Origin of the sequence: Bradyrhizobium sp. STM 3561 (assembly GCF_045571455.1) — a bacterium.
Classification (GTDB): domain Bacteria; phylum Pseudomonadota; class Alphaproteobacteria; order Rhizobiales; family Xanthobacteraceae; genus Bradyrhizobium; species Bradyrhizobium vignae.
In genome coordinates, this window is sequence record NZ_CP120695.1 from 1,021,381 (window position 1) to 1,034,967 (window position 13,587).

15 protein-coding genes are annotated in these 13,587 nt (G+C 64.5%); 7 read left to right on the forward strand and 8 right to left on the reverse strand.

The window, feature by feature from the left end; all coding sequences use genetic code 11:
- The first annotated feature begins 93 nt into the window (after nucleotides 1–93).
- Nucleotides 94–729: a hypothetical protein gene (locus P6U28_RS04515; protein ID WP_129143880.1), complete on the forward strand. Its 636-nt coding sequence runs from the start codon at nucleotides 94–96 to the stop codon at nucleotides 727–729.
- Nucleotides 730–819: 90 nt separating this feature from the next.
- Here P6U28_RS04515 and P6U28_RS04520 read toward each other — a convergent pair whose 3' ends face one another.
- Together P6U28_RS04520 and P6U28_RS04525 are read right to left on the reverse strand one after the other, a co-directional pair.
- Complete coding sequence (locus P6U28_RS04520; RefSeq protein WP_245509531.1) at nucleotides 820–1,149, reverse strand: enoyl-CoA hydratase/isomerase family protein; 330 nt, start codon at nucleotides 1,147–1,149, stop codon at nucleotides 820–822.
- 16 nt (nucleotides 1,150–1,165) lie between these two features.
- Nucleotides 1,166–1,993, reverse strand: coding sequence for a nucleotidyltransferase domain-containing protein (locus tag P6U28_RS04525; RefSeq protein WP_129143879.1), 828 nt, complete (start codon nucleotides 1,991–1,993; stop codon nucleotides 1,166–1,168).
- Nucleotides 1,994–2,102: 109 nt separating this feature from the next.
- On the opposite strand from P6U28_RS04525, the gene P6U28_RS04530 reads away from it, so the two are divergent.
- Nucleotides 2,103–2,705: a hypothetical protein gene (locus P6U28_RS04530; protein WP_407121832.1), complete on the forward strand. Its 603-nt coding sequence runs from the start codon at nucleotides 2,103–2,105 to the stop codon at nucleotides 2,703–2,705.
- On the opposite strand, the gene P6U28_RS04535 is transcribed toward P6U28_RS04530, so the two are convergent.
- Both P6U28_RS04535 and P6U28_RS04540 read right to left on the reverse strand, forming a co-directional pair.
- A complete protein-coding gene (locus P6U28_RS04535) occupies nucleotides 2,702–2,824 on the reverse strand; it encodes a hypothetical protein (protein WP_283810472.1) in 123 nt (40 codons plus the stop codon). The genes P6U28_RS04530 and P6U28_RS04535 overlap by 4 nt on opposite strands.
- Nucleotides 2,825–2,962: 138 nt before the next feature.
- Complete coding sequence (locus tag P6U28_RS04540; protein WP_407121833.1) at nucleotides 2,963–3,985, reverse strand: FCD domain-containing protein; 1,023 nt, start codon at nucleotides 3,983–3,985, stop codon at nucleotides 2,963–2,965.
- Between P6U28_RS04540 and P6U28_RS04545 the strand changes: the two genes are divergently transcribed.
- The 5 genes from P6U28_RS04545 to P6U28_RS04565 are packed head-to-tail and all read left to right on the forward strand — an operon-like array spanning nucleotide 3,962 to nucleotide 8,895.
- On the forward strand, nucleotides 3,962–4,897 hold the full coding sequence (locus P6U28_RS04545) for a hydroxymethylglutaryl-CoA lyase (protein ID WP_129143878.1): 936 nt from the start codon (nucleotides 3,962–3,964) through the stop codon (nucleotides 4,895–4,897). The two genes, P6U28_RS04540 and P6U28_RS04545, sit on opposite strands and share 24 nt — an antisense overlap.
- Nucleotides 4,894–6,108: a CaiB/BaiF CoA-transferase family protein gene (locus P6U28_RS04550; RefSeq protein ID WP_129143877.1), complete on the forward strand. Its 1,215-nt coding sequence runs from the start codon at nucleotides 4,894–4,896 to the stop codon at nucleotides 6,106–6,108. The genes P6U28_RS04545 and P6U28_RS04550 overlap by 4 nt, the downstream gene beginning before the upstream one ends.
- Nucleotides 6,109–6,149: 41 nt before the next feature.
- Nucleotides 6,150–7,196, forward strand: a complete 1,047-nt coding sequence (locus P6U28_RS04555; protein WP_122404676.1) for an ABC transporter substrate-binding protein — start codon at nucleotides 6,150–6,152, stop codon at nucleotides 7,194–7,196.
- Complete coding sequence (locus P6U28_RS04560) at nucleotides 7,193–8,041, forward strand: ABC transporter ATP-binding protein (RefSeq protein ID WP_129143876.1); 849 nt, start codon at nucleotides 7,193–7,195, stop codon at nucleotides 8,039–8,041. The genes P6U28_RS04555 and P6U28_RS04560 overlap by 4 nt, the downstream gene beginning before the upstream one ends.
- A 2-nt stretch (nucleotides 8,042–8,043) precedes the next feature.
- On the forward strand, nucleotides 8,044–8,895 hold the full coding sequence (locus tag P6U28_RS04565) for an ABC transporter permease (protein WP_209294406.1): 852 nt from the start codon (nucleotides 8,044–8,046) through the stop codon (nucleotides 8,893–8,895).
- Between the two features lie 66 nt (nucleotides 8,896–8,961).
- Here P6U28_RS04565 and P6U28_RS04570 read toward each other — a convergent pair whose 3' ends face one another.
- From P6U28_RS04570 to dxs, 4 genes are all read right to left on the reverse strand, one after another.
- On the reverse strand, nucleotides 8,962–10,209 hold the full coding sequence (locus P6U28_RS04570; protein WP_122404673.1) for a class I SAM-dependent RNA methyltransferase: 1,248 nt from the start codon (nucleotides 10,207–10,209) through the stop codon (nucleotides 8,962–8,964).
- Nucleotides 10,202–10,936: a TlyA family RNA methyltransferase gene (locus P6U28_RS04575; protein ID WP_129143874.1), complete on the reverse strand. Its 735-nt coding sequence runs from the start codon at nucleotides 10,934–10,936 to the stop codon at nucleotides 10,202–10,204. Before P6U28_RS04575 ends, P6U28_RS04570 begins: the two co-directional genes overlap by 8 nt.
- Nucleotides 10,937–11,050: 114 nt before the next feature.
- On the reverse strand, nucleotides 11,051–11,233 hold the full coding sequence (locus P6U28_RS04580; RefSeq protein ID WP_129143873.1) for a hypothetical protein: 183 nt from the start codon (nucleotides 11,231–11,233) through the stop codon (nucleotides 11,051–11,053).
- A gap of 137 nt (nucleotides 11,234–11,370) precedes the next feature.
- Entirely contained in the window at nucleotides 11,371–13,299 is a 1,929-nt protein-coding gene (gene dxs / locus P6U28_RS04585; RefSeq protein WP_122406805.1) for a 1-deoxy-D-xylulose-5-phosphate synthase, read from the reverse strand.
- Between the last annotated feature and the right edge of the window lie 288 nt (nucleotides 13,300–13,587).

Consider the following 13,587-nt stretch of genomic DNA (forward strand, 5'->3'; position numbering starts at 1 on the left):
GTCGATTCAGTTCGTTTCCGATCGCTGTTTTGACTTTGCTGTCGGACGCGCGAATGAGAGCGGGGTCATCGCACCCGTCCACCGAGCAATCCAATGGCCATCGTCACCTCGAGCACCAGCCAGATTTCTCCCGCCAACGAGCGGCTGTATCACCAGAGCGCGCTGATCGGTGACTGGAAGGGCAATTGGGTGGGCAACAACCAGCCCGTCGGCTTCAAGGTCGTGAACATCCGCGGGTCCCGGGCGCAGGTCGAGTACACCCATAACGGCCACACCGAACGCGGCTTTGGCGAGGTCAAGGGGACGCTCATCACCTTTGGCGGGGTCACGGTCGGCACCAAGGACGGCAAGAACATGGTGCTGCTGTTCTCGTTCGGGGGCGCTGGCAAGCAGGCCGCCAATCTCGAGAAGCAGGACCCGCCGGCTTCTGACAGCCGCCTCATGGGAAGCTGGGGCGGCTATTCCCCCGACAACGGCAAGAGCGCCAGCTTCAAGGTGCTCTCGGTCAACGGCAAGGAAGCGCAGGTCAGCGTCACCACCGACGGTGTCACCCGCCAGGGCACCGGCATCGTCTACAAGAACGTCATCATGTTCGGGCAGACGCAGATCGCGACCGACGACGGACAGAACGGCAAGGTCATCTATCAGGTCGGCTCGAAATCATTCATGGTCCCGGTGACGAAATATCCGCCGGCGGATTCGTCGTCCTCCGTCGACAAGACCGCCTGAGGCTGCCGTCCTCACCATTTCGGCGGCCGCTTCTCCACGAACGCCTTCAGGCCCTCCTGCGCCTCGTCCGACGTCGCGACATTGCAGAAATCATCCACCGCGCTTGCAATGCTGCGCCGGTAATCGAGATCGATCTGGCGCATGAAGGCGGCCCGGCCCATCCGCAGCACGGCGGCCGATTTTTTCTGCGAACTGTGCGGCGAGCTTCACCACCTCGGGCTCGAGCTCCGCATCGCCGACGACGCGGTTCACCACGCCGAGCTCGCGCGCTTCCATGGCGCTGAAGACGCGGCCGGTGAACAGCAGCTCGAAGGCGCGGTGACGTCCGACGATGCGCGGCAGATGCGCATAGTGGATCGCCGGGATGATGCGGGCGATGTTGCCTGCGCGCTCGTAAGTGACGGGACTATCGGATGTCACCGGGTTCTCCATGCTTTCAAGATGTCAGCAGCTTCAACTGCCGGTCGATCCTGCGCAAGATCTCGCAGGCCGGCGCCAAGGCGCCGGTGCCGATCAGCCGCCAGACCTCGTTGGTCTGCTGTGCCAGATGCGGGATCGTCAACGGCAGGCGGGCGGCCTCCTGAAGCGCGCCCTTTTCGTTGATGAGATAGCGTTCGTTTAGTGCGAACAGGATCTGTGCGATGCAGGCGAGCGACCTGTAGAGGCATCCCACGACATGAGTCTGCTCGCCGCGCGCTGCCGCAGGCTCCGCATTCTCGACACCGAACGAGATTTCCCACTGGAAGCGCCGGATCAACGCCGCACGCAGCGCCGGCGGATAGGGCAGCGCGATTGATTTGAGCCGGGCGATCACGCCGTTAGGATCGTGCAGAGGCTGACAATACGCGATCTCGCCCATCCAGATCGCCGAGCAGAAGCCGTGCGGATGGCCGGGCTGGTAGTCCATGGTGACCACCCCGGCGCAGCAGGATTCCATGACGGCCTCGACCGCGTCGGCGTCACGGTAGAGCAGGTCGACCTTGCGGCCCTCCACCGAAAGCCAGGCGCCGCCGACGATCCACTGACCCCATTCTCCGACCGGCGTCACGGTCGTAGTGGCGGGATCGTCAGCAATGTCCTTCGCGGCGGCCAGCACCCGTTCGGTGTCCAGCGGAATCGCCGTCTTGAAATAGAGGCCGATATCGTAGTCCGACGCCGCGTGTGCACTGCCCCGCGCGCGCGAGCCGCCGAGCACGACAGCCTGAACGCCCGGTACGTCGGCAAGAGCGAATGTCAGGCGGGTGAGCAAGGGATCAGGCGGCATCAGATGCGGTTCCCCGGAATACCTGCGGCCGCGACGCCGGCACGGTCACTCTGCTGGCTTTGACGATGGTCGAGGAGTATAATTTGCGAAATTCTCGACGGTTATCTGAATGTTCAACCTTGCACGTTCATCTCTCCTTGCAGCTCTCGCGGTGCTCTGTCTCGGCGGAGAGCTGGTTCATGCGCAAGTCGCGCCGCTGAGATATTGGATACCCGGCGGGCCCTTCGGCCTCGGTGGAGGCGCCGGCCAGAGCTCCGATTTCCACTATGGCAATTTTCCGAGCTTCAACGCCGGCGATGCGGCTTGGCGTACCAGCTATGCGAACGGTTTCTTCGTCGGCAGCGAGCGCGGCAATTTTGGCTCGAGCGGCTTCAATCAGGCCGGTTCGGCCGGCAATTTCAGCGCGCTGTCCTATGACAGCACGCAGTTCGGCTACAACATCAAGACGGCCGGCGGCATGCCCGTCACGTTCTTCGCCGGTTTCGAGACACTGAAGTTCGGCAACGGCATCGGCAGCTCACTGGCGCCGCTCACCTCCAGCGCTTCGCCCGGCTATGGCGGGTTTGCGGGTGTCGAATTCAAGCCGACCTCCAACCTCAGCCTGTCGTTCGGGGTCGGCTATACCCAGCAGCAATCGGGCCGCATGGACAGCGACATCAACTCCTCGATACTGCCCGGCGAGTCTCCGGCGCTGGGCGGCTTGCGGCGCTAGAGCATGATCCGGAAAAGTGTGAAGCAGTTTTCCAAAAAGATCGTGCTCCGAAATAGACCCAAAGCGCGCGCGAGCGCCTCCGCCTCGTTGAAGCGGATCCAGCTGACGAGCTCGCGCATGAATGCTTTGTCGCGCATTTGCGCCGAGTTGCCCTCGAGCGCATAGTTGGCGACCCCAGCGATCGCGGCGCGTTCGATTGTCAGGATCGCCGCGACCTTCGGCTCATGACAGCGTGCCAGGTAATTTCGGTTTGAGCATCACGACACGCCCGCCACCAGCGGGCGTTGCAAGTGCCTGGCCATCAGGTCCGCCGCCTTGGCGTAGCGTCGGGTTTCCAGAACGTCGAGCAGGCGCAGATGCTCGCGCACATGGCGCCGCATGCCATCGCGATCGGTGAAGCTGCGATAGGCGAACAGGCGCCTGATCGAGTTCACGCGCTTGAGCGCTTCGAGGAAGAATGGATTGCCGGCGCCACGGACGATCTCTTCATGGAATTCGCAGCCGGAGTGAAAGATCTCGCCGATCGTCATCTTCTCGAGTTCGCCGTCGAAGACGCGCTGTTGGCGTTCGCGCAAGCGAATGATCACCTCCTGCGGCAGCGCAAAGCCGGGCAGCAAGATCGCCGCCGGCTCGATCACCGCGCGAAAGGCCTTGGCCTGCGCTTGAGCTTCGGGACTCGAGACCGTCTCCGCGAAGCGCCAGCCATAGCCGGGCAGGCGTGCGATCCAGCCCTCGGCGGCGATGCGGTCGAACAGCCGCTGCAGCTCGGCCCGGCTCAGACCGTAGCGGCGCATCAGCTCAGCCTCCGTGACGTTGGCCGGGAGTCGGCTCGCGAGCACATCGCCTGCAATGGTCGCATATACCTGCTCGTTGCGCCTGACGGCCGCGAGCGCCGGCTGGGCGGCGCCGCTGGTGGGATTCTTGGCCAGCACGAAGCCGCGATGCGGTTCGCCGCGCGCTAGCCCCGCCGCTTCCAGGGCCTTCAGGCCGAGCCGGATCGGCGCGCGTGAAAGGTCCAGCGCGTCCGCAAGCCGTTGTTCGATCAGGCGGTCGCCGGCTTTCATGCCCTCGCGGCGGGCGAGCGCCATGATCAGGCCGGCGAGATGTTCGGCGCGCTCGGAACCGTTCTTCTCGTTGCGCTGTCGGGAACTATCGGATGCGATCATTGCAGTGCACGCAAGCTTTAGGGCTTGACAGACTGTCCCACGGATTGTTCTTTTATGCAATAATATACAATCTATCAGGGGAGAGCCCAGATGGCGAGCACGCCCGATGTCCACATTTGCGAGGTCGCTCCCCGCGATGGTCTCCAGAACCTGGACACCTTCGTTCCGACCGAAGCCAAATGCGCGTTGATCGACACGATCGCCGCTGCGGGCGTACGCGAGATCGATGCCGGCTCCTTTGTCCCGGCGAAGGTCGTGCCGCAATTCGCCGACGTCGACGTGGTGATGGCGCATGCGCTCACGCACAAATCGGCGACCATCGGCGCGCTGGTGCCGAACCAGAAGGGCGCCGAGCGCGCCATCGCGGCCGGCGTCAACGCCGTCTATTTCGTCATCTCGGCGAGCGAAACGCACAATCGCGCCAACGTGCGCCGCACGATAGAAGAGCAGATCGAGGGATTTCGCGCGGTCCGCGCCGCGATCGACGCCCGGCCAGCGGATCAGCGGCCGTTCTTGATGGGCGCGATCTCCACCTCCTTCGGTTGCTCGCTGGAAGGTGAGGTGAGCGAATCGGCCGTATGCCGTGTGGCACGCGGTTTTGCTGAAGCCCAAGCCGATGAGATCGGGCTTGCCGACACCGTCGGCTATGCGACGCCGAAATCGATCCGGCAGATCGTTGCTGGCGTACAGCGCGAGGTCGGGTCACAAATGACGCTGCGGCTGCATCTGCACGATACGCTCGGGGCCGGCCTTGCCAATGCCGTCGCCGGCCTCGAAGCGGGCATTCGCCGCTTCGATGCCGCAGTGTCCGGCCTCGGTGGCTGTCCCTTTGCTCCCGGCGCGCGCGGCAACATCGTCACCGAGGATCTGGTGTTCATGCTGGAGCGCATGGGACTTTCGACCGGCATCGACCTCGATCGCCTGATGCAGACGCGCGAGATTCTCGCCCGCCATATCCCGGCAAAACATTTGACCGGGCATCTGCACGAGGCCGGTGTTCCCAAGGTCCTGCGGAGCGCGGCATGACCATGGCTGCGCGTGAGACCGCATCGGAGCTTCGTCCGCTGGCGGGCATTCGGGTGATCGAGTTCAGCCAGATGGTGATGGGGCCGAGCTGCGGCCTGATCCTCGCCGATCTCGGCGCCGACGTGATCAAGGTCGAGCCGCCCAAGGGGGACCGCACCCGCACCTTCAAAGGGCCCGCCGCCGGCTTCTTTGCGACCTACAGCCGCAACAAGCGCAGCATCGCGCTGGATACGTCGACTGCGGAAGGTCAGGACGTGGCGCGCAGGCTGATCGAGAACAGCGACGTCCTGATCGAGAACTTCCGGCCGGGCCTGTTGAAGCGGATCGGCCTCGACTACGAGAGTGTCGCGGCCTTTGCACCACGCCTGATCTATTGCTCGCTCAAGGGCTATCTGCCCGGCCCGTACGAGAACCGCCTGGCGCTCGACGAAGTCGTGCAGATGATGGGCGGCCTCGCCTATATGACCGGCTTGCCCGACCGTCCCATGCGCGCCGGCGCCTCGGTCAACGATGTCATGGGCGGAATGTTCGGCGTGATCGCGATCCAGGCCGCGCTGGCCGAGCGGCAGCGCACCGGCCGCGGCCGCTACATCCAGAGTGCGCTGTACGAGAACAACGTGTTCCTGATGGCGCAGGCCATGATGTGCGAGGTGGTCAGCGGTCAGCCCTCGATCCCGTATTCGATCAAGGATAGCCCGTGGCCGGTCTACGATCTCTTCGACACCCGGGACGGCTCTAAACTGTTCGTCACCATCGTCGGTGAAGAGCAATGGGAAGCGTTCTGCCGCGCCTTCGATCGCGAAGCCTGGCTCTCTGATCCGCGCTTTGCGACGAGCAACGACCGCGTCGATCATCGCAGCTGGCTGATCCCCGAGATCGCGAAGATTTTCGAGCAATGGGACAAGGCCGATCTCGCCACGCGCCTCGAGCAGCTCGATCTGCCTTATGCACCGGTGAACAAGCCCGGCGATCTCTTCGAGGATCCGCATCTCAACCGTTCGGGTGGCCTGACCGACATTCGGCTTCCCGACGGTCGCGAGGCCAAGACGCCGCTATTGCCGATTTCCATGGATGGAAGGCGCCTGCCCAACCGCTACGATCCTCCCGGGATCGGCGAACATAGCAGTGAGATCCTGAGCGAGATCGGCATGTCGCCGAATGAGATCGAAGCACTGCGACAAGCAGGGACGGTCAAGGTCGCGCCGCCCTGACCGATCGGCGCGATCGAGCAGAACCAAGGGAGGAGGAGCACATGAGCATGACAAGGCGCCAGGCGCTGATCGCGGGCTCAGCATGGGCCGGCGCATCGCTGCTGCCGGGGCAGCTGCGCGCCGAGGCCAAGCAGGTCTCGCTCGCCTTCGGGCCGGTGTCGCCGGTCTACGCCATCGGCATGATCGCGGAGCTGAAGGGGTACTTCAAGGACGAAGGGCTCGATTCCAAGCTCGTTACCGGCAATGCCGGCACATTCGGCCGCCAGACGTTGGCGGCAGGGCAGGCGCTGTTCGCCCACGGTGACGCCAGCCATCCACTTCAGCTCGGTGCGCGCGGGAAGCCGTGCAAGATCCTGCTCGCGACCGAGATGGTATGCTCCTACGCCAACATCATGGTCCGGCAGGACCTCTATGACAGCGGCATCAATTCGGTCGAGAAGCTCGCGGACTATAAGCGCGCGGATGGCGCCAAGCCGATCGTCGCCGCGACCGCCATCGGATCCGGCACCTGGGTGTTCGGCACTTATGTGTTCGAGGCGCGCGGGCTGAGCAGCAAGGTGAACTGGGTCGCAGGCGGCGGGCCCAACACGATGTTCCCTTCGCTGCAGACCAAGCAGTTCGACGCCATCATGGCGCCGCCGAGCTGGATCGTCGAGGTCGAGAAAAAGGGCTTTGGCAAAACGATCTACGACACGTCCAAGCCGGGCGTGTTTGAAAAGGATTTCGGCGGGACGCTGCCCGTGCTGGTGATCTACACGCTCCAGGACACGGTCGAGCAGGACAAGGCGATGGTGCAGGCCTATGTCAACGCGATCTATCGCGCCATGGCCTTTGTGAAGGCAACGCCGCTCGCGGAGGTGCAGGCGCTGGTCACGCCGAAATATTTCTCAGGGATAGATCCGGACGCGGTCAGCGCCGAGCTCGGATTCGACAAGTCGACCTGGGCCTATGACGGCGTCATCGACAAGGCTTCGTTCGAACGCGGCGCCAAGCCCTGGTACCGCAAGGGGACCGACATTCCCGAGACCAGGTACGAGGATGTCGTCGACATGAGCTTCCTTCAGACGGCCAGGGCGAAATACAAATGATCGCCCCGCCAGGCCAGGGCCTCGCGCTCGCGCGCGGCGACGTTCCAGCAGCGGCGGCGCGCACTCGCATTGCCGTGCAGGGGCTTGCCAAGCGCTTCAACGCGTCCGGACGCGAGTTCGTCGCGGTGGATGACGTGTCCTTCGAGGTCAAGCAGGGCGAATTCGTCGCGCTGCTCGGTCCATCCGGCTGCGGCAAGAGCACCATTCTCAACATGGTCGCGGGGCTGCTGCCGCGCTCGGGCGGGCGCATCCTGATCGACGAGGACACGGTGGAGACCGGCAAGGTCAACCCCAGGGTGGGTTATGTCTTCCAGCGCGATACGCTGTTCCCGTGGCGAACCGTGGAGCAGAACATCGGTTATGGGCTGGAGATCGCGGGACTGCCGAAGACCGAGCGAGCAGGCCGCGTTGCTTCGGCCGTCGAGAAAGCCGGCCTCTCGGGCTTTGCGCAGAGCTTTCCGCGCATGCTGTCCGGCGGCATGCGCCAGCGCGTCGCCTTGATGCGCACGCTGATCCTGGAGCCCGAGATCCTGCTCATGGACGAGCCGTTCGGTGCGCTCGATACCCACACCAAGCTCGAGATGCACAAGACGCTGCTGGAGATCTGGGAGCGCGAGCGGCAGACCGTGCTGTTCGTGACGCACGATCTCGGCGAAGCGTTGACGCTGGCGAGCCGTATCATCCTGCTGTCGGCGCGGCCCGGGCGTCTCAAGGAAGATTTCGACGTCGCCATCCCGCGCCCGCGCGATCCCGTGGCCGTGCGCGAGACCGCCGAGTTCGGCCGCCTCTATTCCCACATCTGGCATTCCCTCGGCGAAGAATTCCGCCGCACCAGGGCCGACTGATCATGTCCAACAGCCGCACCGTCATCCTGCTCTGGCAACTGGCCATTCTCGCAGCCATTCTCGTCATCTGGCAGTGGGGCTTCGAATGGAGCAGGGCGCTGCTGCCGAAGGCCTACGTGCCGAAGATCCTCGATCCCTATTTCGTCGCCAGGCCATCGCTGATCTGGCAAAGTTTTCTGCGGCTTGGCTGCTTCTCCGACGCGGCCGGCTTTTCCGCCTGCATCACGGGTAGCGACAACAATCTGTGGCTTGCGACGCTCGTCACCCTGAAGAACACCTGGTGGGGCTTTCTGTTCGGCTCGGCGAGCGGCATCGCGGCCGGCCTGGTCCTCGGCCGTTCGGACTTCCTTGCCCGCGTGTTCGGACCCTACATCGTGGCGCTCAACTCGATACCGCGCATCGCGCTGGTGCCCCTCGTCATCCTGATCTTCGGCCTCGGCGATCTCTCCAAGATCGCGACGGCATGGCTCGTCGTGTTCTTCGTGGTGTTCTTCAACACCTTTGAGGGAACGCGTGCGGTCGACCGCGATCAGATCGCCGCCGCCCGTCTGCTCGGCGCCAGCGAATTCACGGTGCTGCGCACGGTCGTGATTCCCTCCGCGCTCGCCTGGGTGTTTGCGTCGCTGCTGCCGGCGGTGTCGTTTGCGCTGATCGGCGTCATCGTCGGAGAATTCATCGGCGCCGAACGCGGGCTCGGCAAGCTCATCATCGAGGCCGAGGCCCGCGCCAATGCCAGCGAGATGATGGTCGCCATCTTCGTCATGATGTTCGTCGGGATCCTGCTGGCGATCGCGGTGCGCTCGCTGCAGTCCTACCTGTTGCGATGGCAGCCGCAATTCGAGCCGTCGGCGTAGAGCATGATCCGGAAAAGTGTGCAGCGGTTTTCCGGAAAGATCATGCTCGAACAGTAGAGTCCGGCGTCATCGGCTGAACCGTGCCACCAGCTCCACGTGCGGCGTGTGGCGGAACTGATCGACCGGCACCACCGCTTCCAGCCGATAGCCTCCGTCCATCAGCAGCCGCGCGTCGCGGGCAAAGGTTGCGGCGTTGCAGGACACAGCGACCACGACGGGCACCTTGCTCGCGGCGAGCTTGAGCGCCTGCGCCTGCGCGCCCTGGCGCGGCGGGTCGAACACCACGGCGTCGAAGTCGCGCAGCTCCTGCGGCACCAGGGGGCGGCGGAACAGATCGCGCGGCTCGCACCTGATCGGCTTCAGGCCCGGTGTGCGCGCGGCTTTCGTGAGGGCCGCGATGGCACCGGCGTCGCTGTCATAGGCGGTGACGCGGGCCTTCTCGGCGAGCCGCAGAGCGAACGGGCCGACGCCGCAGAAGAGATCGGCGACCTCCTTGGCTTTGCCGATGCGCTCAGTGACGAGCGCCGCAAGCGTCTCCTCGCCCGCCACCGTCGCCTGCAGGAATGAACCTGGCGGCAGCGTCACCTCCGCGCGGCCCATCTTCACCGTCGGTGGCAGGCGCTGCAGCACCAGCTCGCCGTGCCGCGTCAGTCGTGCCAGGCGATGCTGCTCGGCGACGCGCGACAGCGCCGCGACCAGCGGCGTGGGCAGCGGGCCGGAGCCGCGCACGTCGACGTCGAGGCCGTTGGCGGTCGCAGTGACCTGGATGTCGAGCGGCTTCGTCACCGGCATCTTGGAGGTCAGCGGCTCGGCCAGTGCCCAGGCGGCATCGAGCGCCCCCTCGAGTGTGGGATCGAGGATGGGACAGCGATGAATCGGAATGACGTCATGCGAGCTCGCTGCGGAGAAGCCGACCTTGAGGATGTCATGCGTGCCGAACCGGCCGTGCAGCGTGATGCGGCGGCGTCCGGCGCCGTGGGCATCGACCAGCGGCGCCACCTCGCAATCGACGCCGGCCTGCGCCAGCGTGTCCACCACGATATCGCGTTTCCAGGCGCGATACGGCTCGGCCGCCCAATGCTGGATGGCGCAGCCGCCACAGACGCCGAAATGCGGACAGAATGGCGCGATGCGTTCGGGACTTGCGACCTCCACCGCGAGCAGCTTGCGGCGGTCGGGATGGTGGCCCACGACGTGATCGACTTCGACAGTCTCACCGCCGAGCGTGTAGGGCACGTAGATTGCTTCGCCGGCGTCGAGGCTGACGCCGTCGCCGCGATGGCCGACATGATCGATGGTCAGCCGTTCAACCACGGCGCGCGCCCAGAAAGAATTCGATATTGCCGTCACCGCCGGTGATCGAGGAGGGGAACACCTCGATGTCTGTGCAGCCGAGCGAAGCGGCAAAGGCCGCGATGTCGTCGCAGATCTCCTGGTGCACGGCGGCGTTGCGGATGATGCCCTTCTTGTTGTGCTTCCGGTCCGCCTCGAATTGCGGCTTGATCAGCGCCAACAGGCTCATCGGCGCGGCCGCCAGCGACAGTGCCACCGGCAGCACCGCCTTCAGCGAGATGAAGCTGACATCGATGACGACCACATCGGGCCGCGCCGGCAGGCGCTTGCCCTCGTAACTGCGGATGTCGGTCTCCTCCATCGAGACGATCTTGGGATGATCGCGCAGCGAGGGATGCAGCTGGCTGCTGCCGACATCGATTGCGAACACCAGGCTGGCGCCGTTCGCCAGCAGCACCTCGGTGAAGCCTCCGGTGGAGGCGCCGACGTCGAGGCAGACATGGTCCTCGATATCAATCGGGTAGCGCTCCAGCGCTCCGGCGAGCTTGACGCCGCCGCGGGAGACGTAGGGGTGCGCGGGCTCGGCCTGGATCACCGCGTCCTCAGCGATCGTCTCCGACGGTTTCGAAACCTGCTTGTCGTCAGCCGTGACGAGCCCGGCTTCGATCGCCGCGCGTGCACGCGCCCGGCTCTCGAACAGGCCGCGCTCGACCAGCAATGTATCAGCGCGCTTGCGGGGACGGGGCATCGGATCTCCGGGGCGGTGAAACGCTAAAGCATGATCCGGAAAAGTGCGAAGCGGTTTTCCGGAAAGATCATGCGTAAACAACAAGCTAAAGCGCGATGACGATTCATCCAAATCTCATCGCGCTTTAATGTAGCGATCAATCGCGCTGCCGCCATCCGGACTCAAGCCTCGAACTCGGCAGATCGTGCTGGACATCGATGGAGGTATCATGACCGGCACCACCAGCGGTTGGCTGAACACGGCCGACATTTTCATGAAGCGAGAAGTGCTGGGATCGAGATCTGCGCCACGGCGCATGCTCTGCTCCCTCCCTCGCTTGCGGGGAAGGCTCAGGGAGAGGGTGTCTCCGCGAGGAAGAACCTTCTACAGGAGAAAGCCCTCACCCGAAGCTGAGCGTCACCTCTCCCGCAAGAGAAGCGGAAGAGGTGAAACCATCAGGCCAGCTTGACCGTCTCGGTCTTCACATCCTTGCCGAGCGCCTCGAACACCTTGGCGACGATGCCCTTGGCGTCGAGGCCGGCGCGGGCGTACATCGCCGCCGGCGTGTCGTGGTCCTGGAACACGTCGGGCAGCACCATCGAGCGGAACTTGACCATGCCCGTATCGAGCACGCCCTGGTCCGTCAGGAACTGCGCGACATGCGAGCCGAAGCCGCCGATCGAGCCTTCTTCGATCGTGATCAGGATCTCGTGGTCGCGCGCGAGCTTGAGCACCAGCTCGGTGTCGAGCGGCTTCATGAAGCGCGCATCGGCGATCGTGGTCGACAGGCCGTGGGCGGCAAGCTCATCAGCGGCCTTCTCGCATTCGGCGAGGCGGGTGCCGAAGGAGAGCAGGGCGATCTTGCTGCCCTGGCGGATCATGCGGCCCTTGCCGATCTCGAGCGGAATGCCGACCTCGGGCATCTCGACGCCTCGACCTTCGCCGCGCGGATAGCGCAGCGAGCTCGGACGGTCGTTGATCGCGACCTGGGTCGCCACCATGTGCACGAGCTCGGCCTCATCTGCCGCCGCCATGATCACCATGTTCGGCAGGCAGCCGAGATAGGCGTTGTCGAACGAGCCGGCATGGGTCGCGCCGTCGGCGCCGACGAGGCCCGCGCGGTCGATCGCGAAGCGGACAGGCAGACTCTGGATCGCGACGTCATGCACGATCTGATCGTAGCCGCGCTGCAGGAAGGTCGAGTAGATCGCGCAGAACGGCTTGTAGCCTTCGGTCGCAAGACCGGCGGCGAACGTCACCGCGTGCTGCTCGGCGATGCCGACGTCGAAGGTGCGGTCGGGGAAGGCCTTGTTGAAGATGTCGACGCCGGTGCCCGACGGCATCGCCGCGGTGATGGCGACGATCTTGTCGTCCTTCTGCGCTTCCTTGACGAGGCTCTGGCCGAATACGTTCTGATAGGCAGGCGCGTTCGGCTTGGCCTTGGCCTGGGTGCCGGTCGCAACGTCGAACTTGACGACGGCATGGTACTTGTCCGCGGACGCTTCCGCCGGGCCGTAGCCCTTGCCCTTCTGCGTCACGACATGGACCAGGATCGGGCCGGTCTCCATGTCGCGGACGTTCTTCAGCACGGGCAGCAGATGGTCGAGATTGTGGCCATCGATCGGGCCGACATAGTAGAAGCCGAGCTCCTCGAACAGCGTGCCGCCGTCCATCATGAAGCCGCGGGAATATTCTTCGACGCGATTGGCGCGGTTGGCGAGGATCTTGGGCAGGCGCTTGTTGATCTGCTTGGCGGCATCGCGCAGCGTGCGATAGGTCTTGCCCGAGTAGAGCCGCGACAGATAGGCACTCATGGCGCCGACCGGCGGCGCGATCGACATGTCGTTGTCGTTGAGGATGACGATCAGGCGCGAGTTCATCGCACCGGCATTGTTCATGGCCTCATAGGCCATGCCGGCCGACATCGCGCCGTCACCGATCACGGCGATGACGTTGTTCTTGCCGCCGGAGAGGTCGCGCGCCACGGCCATGCCGAGGCCGGCGGAGATCGAGGTCGAGGAATGCGCCGCGCCGAACGGATCGTAGTCGCTCTCGCTGCGCTTGGTGAAGCCGGACAGGCCGCCGCCGGTGCGCAGCGTGCGAATGCGGTCGCGCCGGCCGGTGAGGATCTTGTGCGGATAGGCCTGGTGGCCGACGTCCCAGATCAGCCGATCGCGCGGCGTGTCAAAGACGTAGTGGATCGCGGTTGTGAGCTCGACCACGCCGAGGCCTGCGCCGAAGTGACCGCCGGTCACCGAGACTGCATCGATGGTCTCCTGCCGCAGCTCGTCGGCCACCTGGCGAATCTGCTCGACCTTGAGCTTGCGCAGGTCTTCCGGCGTCCGGATGGTGTCGAGAAGCGGCGTCTTACTGTATGCGTTCACGGCGATTTCCAATTTGTCAGCGCCGGAAGGTCATTCCGGTGCGCGATGGGTTTGCACAATATCGGCGCAGCGCGAGTCCTCAAACCGTCGGAGCCACCTGCACGGGGAATGCCCCGTCTTCAAGCTTAGGTAAGCTTAGGTGCGCTCCGGTTCAGTCTCTGTGATCCCTGTCACTCAGATCGGCTTCGTCCGTCCCAAGCCAATTTCATTAGCAATTTGAAGCGCTTGTCGTCGGTGATTGGTGCCCACGCAAGGCTTGCAAAAAGCCACACTCCGCGCAGCTTTACA

What these genes read in the sequence shown, in the direction of transcription:
- P6U28_RS04515 (WP_129143880.1), top strand. Translation starts at nt 94, where the DNA reads ATGGCCATCGTCACCTCGAGCACCAGCCAGATTTCTCCCGCCAACGAG.
- P6U28_RS04525 (WP_129143879.1), bottom strand. Translation starts at nt 1,993, where the DNA reads ATGCCGCCTGATCCCTTGCTCACCCGCCTGACATTCGCTCTTGCCGAC.
- P6U28_RS04530 (WP_407121832.1), top strand. Translation starts at nt 2,103, where the DNA reads ATGTTCAACCTTGCACGTTCATCTCTCCTTGCAGCTCTCGCGGTGCTC.
- P6U28_RS04535 (WP_283810472.1), bottom strand. Translation starts at nt 2,824, where the DNA reads ATGCGCGAGCTCGTCAGCTGGATCCGCTTCAACGAGGCGGAGGCGCTC.
- P6U28_RS04545 (WP_129143878.1), top strand. Translation starts at nt 3,962, where the DNA reads ATGGCGAGCACGCCCGATGTCCACATTTGCGAGGTCGCTCCCCGCGAT.
- P6U28_RS04550 (WP_129143877.1), top strand. Translation starts at nt 4,894, where the DNA reads ATGACCATGGCTGCGCGTGAGACCGCATCGGAGCTTCGTCCGCTGGCG.
- P6U28_RS04555 (WP_122404676.1), top strand. Translation starts at nt 6,150, where the DNA reads ATGAGCATGACAAGGCGCCAGGCGCTGATCGCGGGCTCAGCATGGGCC.
- P6U28_RS04560 (WP_129143876.1), top strand. Translation starts at nt 7,193, where the DNA reads ATGATCGCCCCGCCAGGCCAGGGCCTCGCGCTCGCGCGCGGCGACGTT.
- P6U28_RS04565 (WP_209294406.1), top strand. Translation starts at nt 8,044, where the DNA reads ATGTCCAACAGCCGCACCGTCATCCTGCTCTGGCAACTGGCCATTCTC.
- P6U28_RS04575 (WP_129143874.1), bottom strand. Translation starts at nt 10,936, where the DNA reads ATGCCCCGTCCCCGCAAGCGCGCTGATACATTGCTGGTCGAGCGCGGC.
- P6U28_RS04580 (WP_129143873.1), bottom strand. Translation starts at nt 11,233, where the DNA reads ATGCGCCGTGGCGCAGATCTCGATCCCAGCACTTCTCGCTTCATGAAA.